The following is a 12111-nucleotide window of genomic DNA, read 5'->3' on the forward strand; positions in this document are numbered from 1 at the left end:
ATATTACTTTTATTTTATTTTTGCAAAACGCATACGGTAATCAGGTCGAGCCTTTCCTTCCATAATGTTTTGTAATTTCTTTTTTATTAAAGTTTTTTTTAAGGTTGAAATTTTATCTGTAAATAAAATACCTTCTATATGATCGTACTCGTGTTGAATTACACGCGCCACTAATCCGTCGTATACTTCTGTTTTCTTTTCAAAATTTTCATCAAAATATTCGATGGTTATCTGTTCATGTCGATATACGTCTTCACGAACATCTGGAATACTTAAGCAACCTTCATTAAAAGCCCACTCTTCTCCTTCTTCTTTTAGTATTTTAGCATTAATAAATGTTTTCTTAAACCCTTTTAATAATGTTGCTTCTTCTTTTGATAAGTCTTCTGTATCACTAAATGGTTCTGTATCTACAATAAATAAACGGATGGCTAAACCTACCTGTGGAGCTGCTAGTCCTACACCGTGTGCTTTGTACATGGTTTCGTACATATTAGCAATTACTTCTTTCAAATTAGGATAATCCTTTGAAATATTTTCACCTACTTTTCGTAACACAGGATCTCCGTAACCTACAATTGGATATATCATTCTTCTATTTTTTCAAAATAAATTCGGGTATGCAAAAGTACGAATACTTTTACACATTTAATTTTAAAACTTCATTTGTTTTTTGACGAATTTCTTTTGTCATTTGAGGATTTTTATTCAGCTCTTGACCATAAGAAGGAATCATCTCTTTTAGTTTGGCTTGCCAAGCATCGCTTTTAATTTTTTGAGGAAAACATTTTTCGAGTAATTCAATCATGATTGAGGTAGCTGTTGATGCTCCTGGAGAAGCTCCTAGTAATACAGATAATGATCCATCGGCAGCAGCTACAACTTCTGTTCCGAATTCTAAAACTCCGTTTCCGTTTTTATCTTTTTTTATAACCTGAACTCGCTGTCCTGCTGTTTCTAATACCCAGTCTTCTTTTTTTGCAGAAGGAACATATTCTTTTAGGGCTTTCATTCTATCATTAGTAGATTGAAATACTTGCTCTATTAGATATTTTGTTAAAGGTATATTTTTAATTCCTGCTTGTAACATAGGTTTTATATTATCCATTTCTATGGATGAGATCAAATCGAAATAGGATCCATTTTTCAGGAATTTTGTTGAAAAACCTGCATAAGGTCCAAACAGTAATTCTTTTTTTCCGTTTATTACACGTGTATCTATATGGGGTACAGACATAGGTGGTGCGCCCACTGAGGCTTTTCCATACACTTTTACGTCATGTTTTTTGATTACTTCTTCGTTGGTACATCTTAACCATTGTCCGCTTACTGGAAATCCACCATATCCATATCCTTCAGGAATATTAGCTTTCTCTAATAATAACAATGAGCCTCCCCCTGCTCCTATGAATACAAATGGTGTATAGATTTTTTTCTTTTCACCAGTGGTAAGATCCGTTATTTTTAGACGCCATTTACCATCTTCTTTTTTTCGTAGTTTCTTAACTTCATGATTAAAATGCAAACTTACTCCATCTAAGCTTTCTAAGTATTTAAAAAGACTTCTTGTTAACGCGCCAAAATTAACATCTGTACCGTATTTCATTGTTGTACATGCAATATCAGTATTAGATTTTCGTCCTTCCATTACTAATGGAGCCCATTTTTTTATAACTTCTGGATCTTCTGAGTATTCCATTTCTTTAAACAACTCGTGTTTTTGTAAGGCTTCAAAACGTTTACGTAAGTATAGAACATTTTCTTTTCCCCATACAAAACTCAAATGTGGAACAGATTTAATAAAAGACTCTGGATTGGCAAGCAATCCTTTTTCAACTAAATAAGCCCATAACTGACGAGATACTTCAAAAGCTTCTGATATTTTGACTGCTTTTTTTACTTCTATTGTTCCGTCTTGTTGTTCTGGGGTATAATTAAGTTCGCAAAATGCCGCATGTCCTGTTCCTGCATTATTCCACGCATCAGAACTTTCGGCTGCTGCCACATCTAAGCGTTCAAAAATTTGAATCTTAATACCTGGTTCTAATTGTTTTAATAACAAACCTAAGGTAGCGCTCATTATTCCAGCGCCAATTAACACTACATCTGTTTCTTGATTTTGAGTTGTTGCTGCCATTCTAGTAAATTGTGATGCAAAGATACATCGTAAAAGTATTATTTTTTTACAATTTTTTAGGTAACGAATTAATTCTACAAAAATTGTAAAGAATGTTAAATCATTTTTCTAGTTAAATAATCTTTGAGCATAATTGTTGCTGAAATTTCATCTATCAACGCTTTATTTTGACGTTGCTTTTTTTTGAGTCCACTATCAATCATAGTCTGAAAAGCCATTTTAGATGTAAAACGTTCATCTACTCGGACTATTTTTATTTCTGGAAATTGCTTAGAAAATTTTTGAACGAAAGTTTCCACAAATGGAGCACTTTCTGAGGGTTGTCCATTCATTTGTTTAGGATCACCTATTAAAACTTTTTCTACTTTTTCCTTTTGGAAATAGTTTTTCAAAAAATCTAAAACTTCTGAAGAAGCTACCGTAGTAAGCCCTGAAGCTATAATCTGAAAATCATCCGTTACAGCAATACCTGTACGTTTTACGCCATAATCTATCGCTAAAATTCTTGACATGAATTAAAAATTTCAACAAAAATAGCTAAAACTTTGATTTTAGCTTTGCTTCAAATCATTTATCTTTGCTCAAAATAAAAATCACATGCAAAATTTACAGAATATAATAGAAAAAGCTTGGGAAGATAGGTCTTTATTACAGGAAGAAGCTACACAAAAAGCTATTAGAGAAGTCATAAATTTACTTGATGCAGGAACATTAAGAGTAGCAGAACCTATTTCTGATGGATGGCAAGTAAATGAATGGGTAAAAAAAGCGGTTGTAATGTTTTTCCCTATTCAAAAAATGGAAACTTTTGAGGTAGGTATTTTTGAGTACCATGATAAAATGCCTTTAAAAAAGAATTATGCTGAAAAAGGAATTCGAGTGGTTCCAAACGCCGTAGCGAGACACGGAGCGTATATTTCATCAGGTGTAATTATGATGCCTTCTTATGTAAACATAGGAGCTTATGTAGATGCGGGCACAATGGTAGACACATGGGCTACAGTAGGAAGTTGTGCTCAAATAGGAAAGGATGTTCACCTTAGTGGTGGTGTAGGTATTGGAGGGGTTTTAGAACCACTACAAGCTGCTCCTGTGATTATTGAAGATGGTGCTTTTATTGGCTCTCGTTGTATTGTTGTGGAAGGAGTTAGAGTAGAAAAAGAAGCTGTTTTAGGAGCTAATGTTTGTCTTACTGCCTCTACTAAAATCATAGATGTAACGGGGTCAGAACCTGTAGAATACAAAGGCGTTGTTCCTGCTAGAAGTGTGGTTATACCTGGTAGCTATGCTAAAAAGTTTGAAGCTGGAGAATATCAAGTTCCTTGCGCATTAATAATTGGAAAACGTAAAGCTTCTACTGATTTAAAAACATCTTTAAACGATGCTTTAAGAGAATACAATGTAGCTGTATAACCTCAATTAATAGCATAAACATTTAAATAAATGAAAATAGGATACGAAGCTAAACGCGTATTTCATAATAAAACAGGTTTAGGAAATTATAGCAGGGATTGCGTTAGAATCCTTGCTACTTTTTTTTCAGAAAATCAGTATTTTTTGTACAATCCTAAAAAAGCAAGTACTGTTTTATTTCCTTTTAATAAAAGTAATGTAGAAGAAAAACTTCCTTTTTCTAGCTTTTATAAGAAGTTTTACAATATATGGAGGCAATTTGGAATTTTATCTGATCTTAAAAGAGATGAAATAGCGCTATTTCATGGTCTTTCGGGAGAACTCCCTAGCGGTCTTCAAAAAAATGGGATTAAAAGTATTGTAACAATACATGACTTAATTTTTGTACGGTATCCTGAGTTATATTCTTTTTTTGATCGAAAAATTCATTTTTATAAATTCAAAAAAGCTGCTCAAGAAGCTGATCTTGTTATTGCTATAAGCAAGCAGACTAAAGAAGATATTGTTCATTTTCTAAAAATTCCTGAATCTAAAATTAAAGTTGTTTATCAGGGTTGTCAAGATGTATTTAAGATGATTTATGCTACTGAATTACAAGAAGAAGTTTTAAAAAAATTTAATTTACCGAAACAATTTGTATTAAATGTAGGAACTCTAGAAACTCGAAAAAATGCACTCAATATAGTAAAAGCGATAAGAGATATAGACACTCATTTAGTCCTTATAGGTAAAGAAACTCCTTACACGAAAGAAATTCATCAATATATAAATAAGCATCAAATTCAACACAAAGTAAGCTTTTTAAAAAATGTAAGCAATGAAGAACTAGCTATTATTTACCAGTTGGCAAGTGTTTTTGTATACCCTTCTATTTTTGAAGGATTTGGCATTCCTATTATAGAAGCTCTTTTTTCGAAAACCCCTGTTATTACTACTCATTCGGGTGTTTTTCCTGAAGCTGGTGGTCCAAATAGTTTATATATCAACCCGAATAATCCAGAAGAAATAAAAGAAAAAATTGAATGGGTACTCAATAATCCTCATGAGGCTGAAATCATTTCTAAAAAAGGTTTTGAATATGCTCAGCAATTTTCTGACGAGGTAATTGCAAATAATTTAATGGATTGTTATCTCTCTTTATTTTGATATAAATCATACAATTTTGCATATTTTAAAAAACTTCCAAAGGCTGAAAACATACTCCACACAAACCCTTCGTAACCATTTAATATGTTACGATGTATAAAATATACTCTAATAAATTCGAAGGGAAATTTGATGAAAGGCTTCAATAATGAAGCCTTTTTTTCTTTTTCAAAAAAGAGTTCACCGCTCAACAAAGAATATTTGATTTGTTTTTGTATGGCAGTAGAAATATCAAAGACTGTATAATGTAACATTTCATTTGATAAGACTCCTGTTTTGCCTTCTACTTTTATGGTTTCATGGACTTTATCTGGTGTAAAACTTCCTACTGTTTTATCAAATAGTCTCAAAATTGGTTTTTTATTTTCATTTCCATATTGAAAGACTTTATTTAAAAAAACATGTGTTCTTGGTATTAAAAATCCGCTTTTAGTGCTTTGTTCTAAATCTAATTTTTGAATTTCATTTATTAACTCATCTGAAAGAACCTCATCAGCATCTAAGGACAACACCCATTTATTAGTTGTTTGTTGAAGTGCAAATTGTTTTTGTTGTCCAAAATTTTCAAATTTATTATAAATTATTTTAGCTCCATATTGTTCACAAATGGCAACAGTTTGATCAGAACTTCCTGAATCTACAATTAGTATTTCATTAGCCCAGTATAACTTTTCTAAACATTTAGCTATTATATTTTCTTCGTTAAAAGTTATAATAAAGACAGATATTTTCATTTTATTTAATTGTTGCTATAAATTCTTTAAATGTTCCAAATATTTTATTTTTTTTCTTAAAATAAAGAATAAAATCATCTAATCGTTTTATTAATGGATCACCACTGTTTTTGACAACATATTTTGGGAAATTAAATTTTTCTGGCTGATTTAAATCTATAAATTCCCAAGGATGCAAGTATATATTTAAATAACCATCTTTATTATAAGTCCAACTAGTCAATAGTTTATAAACCCACATTGGTAAATTATGGAAAGATAACCAAAACAACGGAAAACGTACCCAAGGACTTACTGAAGCTGGAATTTGTAAAACTTGGTCTTGATAAAAATAGTTCCTTGGTTTGTTTAGATTATTATAGCGTCCTGGCAAAAACGTTGGATTTATAGATGAATTATATGTATAACCTGCTTTTTGAATTTCTTTTTCATCTACTGGATACATACGAGGCATTCTAAAACCTATTACTTCCTTACCTGTTAATTCTTCTAGTTTATCTTTTGACTCTTTAAGATGTTTTATTTCAAAATCTGTATGATAATAGTTATGTGAGGCTATTTCGTGTCCTGACTGAATGATACGATCTATGACTGTTTTTGCATTCATAGCAAAAGTGGCGGTGGAAAAGAAAGTAGCTTTAATCTGATGTTTATCTAATAGGTCTAAAATTTTGTTGGTTCCATCAATAGAAATAGACATTTGTTCTTCGAATGCAATTTCTTTACCATATTCAAAAGGCATATCAAACTCTTCTATATCAAAACTTAATAAAATCATACTTAATTTTTATAATTAGTGTCTCGAATTAAATAATTAGGTCTTCCTTTAGATTGCATAAATAATTTACCTACATAAATTCCTATAATTCCTAAAACAATCAGATTTAAGCCTCCAAAAAACACAACTGTACTTATAAGAGAAGCCCATCCTGAAATTACGTGTCCATGATAAATACTAAATAGGATATAAAAAAGGTACCCTATAAAAGAAGCTAATGTAACGAACAATCCTAGCAAAACTGCCAGATACAAGGGGCGTGTACTGAAAGATGTGATACCTTGTAGTGCAAAACGGAACATTTTTTTTACTGTATACTTACTTTGTCCTGCAAATCGTTTTGCAGGTTGAAATGAAATTCCGTATTGTCTAAACCCAAGCCAATTTATTAATCCTCTAATAAATAATTCATTTTCAGAAAAACCAGAAAAGACTTTTGCTACACGTTGATCCATCAGTCTAAAATCCGCGGTACCTGGCTCAAATTTAACTTCTGAGAGATAGTTCATCAAGCTATAGAATCCTCGAGATGTTTTTTTCTTAAAAAGGGAAAGATTTTCATCTTCTTCTCTAATAGTATATACTACATCAAATCCTTCTTCCCATTTAGCTAATAATTGAGGTAATAATTCAGGTGGATATTGCATATCTCCATCCATTGTTATAATAGCATTTACTGAATCTACTACAATATCTACTCCTGCTTTTAGTGCATTTTGATGTCCAAAATTTTTGGATAATTCGATATAAAATAATTTATCGTCTTTTTCCGAAAATTTCTTTAATATGGATAATGTTGAGTCTTTACTTCCATCATCTACGAAAACTAATTTATATTCATAATTAAGAGTTGAAAAAACTTGATGTAAAGAATCAACCATAACTTTTAGATTTCCTGATTCATTATAAGCAGGAATTACTACAGCTATTTTTTTATTATTTGTCATTTTCCAACCTTGTATGATTATTATTTGAAGTAGGCAGTACTAACATTTCATATACTATTTTAAGCCAGACTAATACGCAAGGTAGAGCCTTTAAAGCATAGGGGTTAATATACTTTTCTCTTATAAATTTTGGAAATAAGTCAGTCGGAGAAAAACTCGTTAATAATATGGCTAAAACAAATAAAAACCAATCTACTTCAGTAATAGCTTTTCCTTTTAATACAAACCAAATGGCTACTCCAAAAAATGCAATTATATAGGTGGGTGATTCTGATCCTGAACTAAATATTACTGTAAATATTAAGACTGAAGCCAATAAGAGTAATTGAAATTTCCTATCCTTGAACGCAGACCATCTTAGATAAGGCATTCCAAAAAGCATGACTCCTACTCCTAAAAAAGGTAAATTAGACCATTCTGCATGTCCTGAAATACGTCTAAACATTCCCATTACAGAAATATCTTGTCTAGAAGTAAATGACGCATTTTCGTTGTTTTTTACTACTAATCTTTCAAACCACTCAATGTATGAATGATAAACAAAACTAGGCGATGAAATAAACATGGGCAATACAAATAAAAGGGCACTCCACAAAACAAGCCCGCCAATAAATTTAGGTTTGTTCTTGATGAAAAAGAAAAAAGCTAACCCAACAATTCCATATAATTTAATAAAAACACCTAAAATTATACAAAAGGCGGCCCAAAGTTCTTTTCCTTCAATGATAAAAACATAGGTAAGAATTATCAACGCAGTCATAATTGGATTGAATTGTAATCCTAAATTAGATGTTATAAATTCATTTAAACAAATCCATAAAATCAAATTTATTTTTTGGGTATTCAAGGGAAGTTTAGAAACACTCCATACCAGCAAAAAAGCGTTAAAACAATTCCATAACACAATCCCAATGGCATCAGGTAAAATGGCAAATGGAGCTATAAATATACCAAATATAGGACCATAATGATTATGATCAAAATATAAACTAGGATACTCTGCATACAAAGATTGTTTTTCTAATGTATGCCAAAAAACATTTTTAAAGATTAAATAATTATTATAGCTTCCTCTTGCAAATTGTTTTATAGCTGAAACAGCCGAAATAATTATCCAAATTATTGCTATATTTTTTGGATTTTGAAAAAAACTAACTGTGAAAATATTTTTTATCTTTTCAACCATTTTTCTTTGAACTTTTTCTTTGCAATTACCTTCTTTTGAAAGGCAGATGTATGATATACTAATTTCTCAAAAACTTCTTGTTTTGTTTTACCATAAAGAATGGCATATTCTTCACTTATGACTTCTATTTGATCTTGTCTTGGAGTAATTCTCTCCATATTTTTCATCCTTTGATCAAAAGTCATATTGGTATGAAATTTCATTCTATTTAAATCTACAAGATAAAAATCATATTCTCCTGTGTTATTTTTCTTGATTAATGTATTACCAGGTGAGTGATCTAAGAACTCTATTCCCTCGCTATGGAGTAAGAAAGTAAATTTTGCAAATTCTTTTAAGACTCTTATATGATCTGATTCTTCTATTGGCAAATCTAATAGGTCTCTAAAAAGAAAATCATATTGAATATGCTCACATACATAATAACTATCTTTCAAAGTGAACAAAGAAAAATTTTCATAATAACCTACTGGTAAAGGAGTCCCTATTCCTTTTTTTGTTAAAAGATGAGCATATTCATAAGAACGTCTTGCTTTTGATTTTCGAAAAAATTTATATACAACACCGTTAAACAATGAAGGAATTTTAAAGATTTTCACATTCAATACTTTCCCTTCGTAAGGAATAGTTTTTATCTGATTTCTTGTTCCTATCGTAAAATTGGTCCCTTTTTCTTTTAGTTGTAGCAATAAGTCTTGAATCCCTCTATCCATGAAACAAATTTTAATGAGGACAAAAATAACTTAAAATTAATATCTTTACGCTTTTTATTAGAATAAAATGAGTCAAAAAATTTGTGTTATTAGTTTTGATCACTGGAATTATGATTATCATATTGTTGCAGAACTTAAAAAACTAGGCCATGAAAGTCACCATATAAAAATTGGAAATTTAAAATACAAGAATTTTATTGAACGATTAGCCAATACTTGTTCTAAAATTTTTTTAGGCAAAAACCCTAAAATCAAAAAACGTCAAGAGTATATATTATCAACATTAAAGCAATTAGGGAAACAAGATCAAATTTTAGTTATAAATCCAGAACTCATAGAGCTTGAGTATCATTTAGAAATAAAAAAGTTTACGAATAAATATCTAGCATACCTATATGATAGCATAGAACGAAATCCAATTAACCATTTACCACCTAGTATTTTTGATAAAATATATTCTTTTGACATTAAAAATTGCGAAGAACATTGCTTTATCAAAACATCCAATTATATTTATACTGTAGAAAATAAATCCGCAGAGAATATAACCCAGAATTTCATTTACATTGGTTCTATTGACGAAAGAATTGACTTATTGAATCAAATAGGTGAAATATTAAAAAGGAAAAAACTTTCTTTTAGCTTTTACAGTGTTGGTAAAAAATCTTGGATTTATAATTTTAAAAAGAGATGTTTAGGTCGTTATCCTAATATTATTTTTAAAAGAAAACGTTTTAGTCAATCTGAAACATTAGACTTATATAAGCAAAGTTCTGTTATAATAGACATTATACGAAAAAATCAGAGCGGTTTAAGTTTTAGGATTTTTGAAGCATTGGGTCTTAATAAAAAAATAATTACAAACAATCCTTCTATACAAAAGTATGATTTGATTAAAATTAATTCTATTTTTTATTTAAACGACCTTAATGAACTTGACAATATTGATAATTTTCTTAATTCTGATACAAAAATTGATGAATTAATTATGAAACAGTATAAGTTAACGAACTGGGTACAAAAGATTTTCTCTCTATAAAGAAAGATATTCTAAAAGACTTCAATTTGTTATTTAAATCAAAGGGAGAAATCATATAACACTAATAATATGATTTCTCCTGATATTGAAATAACTAGATGTTAAAGCTTCGTATTTTTTTTAACATCTATTTCTAAAATTATTTTTTATAGATTACCATTTTATAATAACGCTTCCCCAAGTAAAACCTGAACCAAAAGCAGCTAATACAACTGTATCTCCTTCTTTTATTTTTCCTTGTTCCCAAGCTTCTGTTAGTGCAATAGGAATAGAAGCTGCTGTAGTATTTCCATACTCCATAATATTATTATATACTTGATCGTCTGTTAATTGGAATTTTTGCTGAACAAACTGAGAAATACGTAAATTTGCCTGATGAGGAATAAGCATGTCTATATCAGACACTTGTAAATTATTTGCTTTTAGTCCTTCCATAATTACTTCACTAAAACGAACTACTGCGTTCTTAAAAACAAATTGTCCGTTCATATAAGGAAAATAACTTTCGTCATCTGGATTATTATCTTCAATTATATCTGTTACCCAACGTTTTCCCATACCTGGCGCAATAAGAGCTAATTCTTCTGCATATTGCCCCTCAGAATGTAAGTGAGTAGATAAAATACCTTTAGATAAATCTTCTTCACGTGTTAAAATAGCTGCTCCTGCTCCATCTCCAAAAATAACGGATACTCCACGTCCTCGAGTGGTCATGTCTAATCCTCTAGAATGAACTTCTGAACCAATGACTAATATATTTTTATACATTCCTGTTTTAATATATTGATCTGCAATAGAAATAGCATATACAAAACCAGAGCATTGATTGCGTACATCTAGCGCTCCAATTGTTTTTAGTCCTAAATCACGCTGCACTAGCACTCCTGGTCCTGGAAAATAATAATCTGGACTTAGCGTTGCAAAAATCAGAAAATCAATATCATCTTTATTAATTCCTGCTCTTTCTATTGCTATTTCAGCCGCTTTTACTCCCATTGAAGTCGTTGTTTCTTCGGGACTATTTACATGGCGTCTTCTTTTGATTCCTGTTCTTTCTTGGATCCACTCATCATTGGTATCCATAATTTTAGATAAATCGTCATTAGTTACTACATTTTCTGGAACATAATAACCCAATCCTGAAATTCTAGAATGATACATACTTAAAATTTTAGTTAAAAACCAGCCAACAAAGTTAACTTAACTTACAGTATTAACAAAATTTACAACTCTTTTTTTACAAATCAATAATTTTAAAAAAAACGGCTTTAAAATAACAAACCTCAAAAGACAGAACTTTAAAATTTAAAATATAACATGTTTATGAATACTAATTTTATTGGATCTTTGTTATTTAATTGATTTCCTCTTTTTTATTATTTAAACTATGATTTGATTATATTATTATTTGCATTGTTGCACTCGTAAGGGCTGACTTAACGCTTTTTTCTGGTTTTGGCTTAGGAACTCTTTTATTTCCTGTTTTTGGATTATTTTTTCCTGTTGAAATAGCAATTACATTAACAGCTATTGTTCATTTTTTCAATACTATTTTTAAGTTTTTTTTTGGTAAAAAGGCTGATAAAGACGTAATTCTAAAATTTGGGATACCCGCAATAATATCTGCCTTTATTACTGTATTTTCTTACATTATTAACGAATCAAAATAGCTTGTTTGAATATAAATTAGCCGACAAAGTTTTTAGAATAAGTCTTTTAAAAATTTTTATTGGTTTTTCTCTCATTTTCTTTGCATTGTACGATGTTATACCTAAACTAAAAAATTTAGAATTTAATAAAAAATATTTAAGTCTTGGCGGAATTTTAAGTGTTTTTTTTGGTGGTATATCAGATCATCAAGGAGCTTTAGGAAGTGCTTTTTTAATTAGAGCAGGACTAACAAAAGAGTCATTTATTGCAACGGGAGCAGTAATTGCTTGTTTAATAGATATTTAAGGGATAAGTATTTACCCACCTAAAATTATTAACAATAATTTTAAATTAGCTATAACAGCTAC

Annotated in this window: 13 protein-coding genes; 4 read left to right on the forward strand and 9 right to left on the reverse strand. The window is 30.0% G+C overall.

What is annotated here, in order from left to right; translation table 11 throughout:
• Positions 1-9 precede the first annotated feature (9 nt).
• Genes def through ruvX form a run of 3 tightly spaced genes read right to left on the reverse strand, consistent with a single transcriptional unit; the run spans position 10 to position 2649 of the window.
• Positions 10-591 (reverse strand): peptide deformylase, encoded by a 582-nt coding sequence (gene def / locus AWN65_RS07550; protein WP_060382601.1) that lies wholly within the window; start codon positions 589-591, stop codon positions 10-12.
• 49 nt (positions 592-640) lie between these two features.
• Positions 641-2176, reverse strand: a complete 1536-nt coding sequence (locus AWN65_RS07555; protein WP_081078407.1) for a malate:quinone oxidoreductase — start codon at positions 2174-2176, stop codon at positions 641-643.
• Between the two features lie 56 nt (positions 2177-2232).
• Complete coding sequence (ruvX, locus tag AWN65_RS07560) at positions 2233-2649, reverse strand: Holliday junction resolvase RuvX (protein WP_060382603.1); 417 nt, start codon at positions 2647-2649, stop codon at positions 2233-2235.
• 85 nt (positions 2650-2734) lie between these two features.
• Between ruvX and AWN65_RS07565 the strand changes: the two genes are divergently transcribed.
• Complete coding sequence (locus AWN65_RS07565) at positions 2735-3550, forward strand: 2,3,4,5-tetrahydropyridine-2,6-dicarboxylate N-succinyltransferase (protein ID WP_060382604.1); 816 nt, start codon at positions 2735-2737, stop codon at positions 3548-3550.
• A gap of 30 nt (positions 3551-3580) precedes the next feature.
• Entirely contained in the window at positions 3581-4696 is a 1116-nt protein-coding gene (locus AWN65_RS07570) for a glycosyltransferase family 4 protein (RefSeq protein WP_060382605.1), read from the forward strand.
• Here the strand turns inward: AWN65_RS07570 and AWN65_RS07575 are convergent.
• The 5 genes from AWN65_RS07575 to AWN65_RS07595 are packed head-to-tail and all read right to left on the reverse strand — an operon-like array spanning position 4678 to position 9054.
• Entirely contained in the window at positions 4678-5430 is a 753-nt protein-coding gene (locus tag AWN65_RS07575) for a glycosyltransferase family 2 protein (protein ID WP_060382606.1), read from the reverse strand. The genes AWN65_RS07570 and AWN65_RS07575 overlap by 19 nt on opposite strands.
• Before the next feature lies 1 nt (position 5431).
• A complete protein-coding gene (locus AWN65_RS07580) occupies positions 5432-6208 on the reverse strand; it encodes a polysaccharide deacetylase family protein (RefSeq protein ID WP_060382607.1) in 777 nt (258 codons plus the stop codon).
• Between the two features lie 2 nt (positions 6209-6210).
• Positions 6211-7155 carry a glycosyltransferase family 2 protein gene (locus AWN65_RS07585; protein WP_060382608.1) on the reverse strand — a complete coding sequence of 315 codons (945 nt, stop codon included), beginning with the start codon at positions 7153-7155 and terminating at the stop codon, positions 6211-6213.
• On the reverse strand, positions 7145-8341 hold the full coding sequence (locus AWN65_RS07590) for a glycosyltransferase family 87 protein (protein WP_060382609.1): 1197 nt from the start codon (positions 8339-8341) through the stop codon (positions 7145-7147). Before AWN65_RS07590 ends, AWN65_RS07585 begins: the two co-directional genes overlap by 11 nt.
• Entirely contained in the window at positions 8326-9054 is a 729-nt protein-coding gene (locus AWN65_RS07595; protein ID WP_060382610.1) for a hypothetical protein, read from the reverse strand. Before AWN65_RS07595 ends, AWN65_RS07590 begins: the two co-directional genes overlap by 16 nt.
• A 67-nt stretch (positions 9055-9121) precedes the next feature.
• Here AWN65_RS07595 and AWN65_RS07600 point away from each other — a divergent pair, with 67 nt between their 5' ends.
• Positions 9122-10093: a hypothetical protein gene (locus tag AWN65_RS07600; protein ID WP_060382611.1), complete on the forward strand. Its 972-nt coding sequence runs from the start codon at positions 9122-9124 to the stop codon at positions 10091-10093.
• 153 nt (positions 10094-10246) lie between these two features.
• Here the strand turns inward: AWN65_RS07600 and AWN65_RS07605 are convergent, their stop codons facing one another.
• The gene (locus AWN65_RS07605; protein WP_060382612.1) at positions 10247-11254 is read right to left on the reverse strand and encodes a 3-oxoacyl-ACP synthase III family protein; all 1008 of its coding nucleotides are present in this window, start codon (positions 11252-11254) and stop codon (positions 10247-10249) included.
• A gap of 510 nt (positions 11255-11764) precedes the next feature.
• On the opposite strand from AWN65_RS07605, the gene AWN65_RS15210 reads away from it, so the two are divergent.
• Positions 11765-12049, forward strand: a complete 285-nt coding sequence (locus AWN65_RS15210) for a hypothetical protein (protein ID WP_235588301.1) — start codon at positions 11765-11767, stop codon at positions 12047-12049.
• Positions 12050-12111: the final 62 nt, after the last annotated feature.

The organism is Flavobacterium covae, assembly GCF_001534645.1.
In the GTDB taxonomy this organism is placed as follows: domain Bacteria; phylum Bacteroidota; class Bacteroidia; order Flavobacteriales; family Flavobacteriaceae; genus Flavobacterium; species Flavobacterium covae.

Excerpts from the sequence above, each read along its gene's own strand:
- def (WP_060382601.1), bottom strand. The coding sequence starts at position 591 with ATGATATATCCAATTGTAGGTTACGGAGATCCTGTGTTACGAAAAGTA.
- ruvX (WP_060382603.1), bottom strand. The coding sequence starts at position 2,649 with ATGTCAAGAATTTTAGCGATAGATTATGGCGTAAAACGTACAGGTATT.
- AWN65_RS07565 (WP_060382604.1), top strand. The coding sequence starts at position 2,735 with ATGCAAAATTTACAGAATATAATAGAAAAAGCTTGGGAAGATAGGTCT.
- AWN65_RS07570 (WP_060382605.1), top strand. The coding sequence starts at position 3,581 with ATGAAAATAGGATACGAAGCTAAACGCGTATTTCATAATAAAACAGGT.
- AWN65_RS07575 (WP_060382606.1), bottom strand. The coding sequence starts at position 5,430 with ATGAAAATATCTGTCTTTATTATAACTTTTAACGAAGAAAATATAATA.
- AWN65_RS07580 (WP_060382607.1), bottom strand. The coding sequence starts at position 6,208 with ATGATTTTATTAAGTTTTGATATAGAAGAGTTTGATATGCCTTTTGAA.
- AWN65_RS07585 (WP_060382608.1), bottom strand. The coding sequence starts at position 7,155 with ATGACAAATAATAAAAAAATAGCTGTAGTAATTCCTGCTTATAATGAA.
- AWN65_RS07590 (WP_060382609.1), bottom strand. The coding sequence starts at position 8,341 with ATGGTTGAAAAGATAAAAAATATTTTCACAGTTAGTTTTTTTCAAAAT.
- AWN65_RS07595 (WP_060382610.1), bottom strand. The coding sequence starts at position 9,054 with ATGGATAGAGGGATTCAAGACTTATTGCTACAACTAAAAGAAAAAGGG.
- AWN65_RS07600 (WP_060382611.1), top strand. The coding sequence starts at position 9,122 with ATGAGTCAAAAAATTTGTGTTATTAGTTTTGATCACTGGAATTATGAT.
- AWN65_RS07605 (WP_060382612.1), bottom strand. The coding sequence starts at position 11,254 with ATGTATCATTCTAGAATTTCAGGATTGGGTTATTATGTTCCAGAAAAT.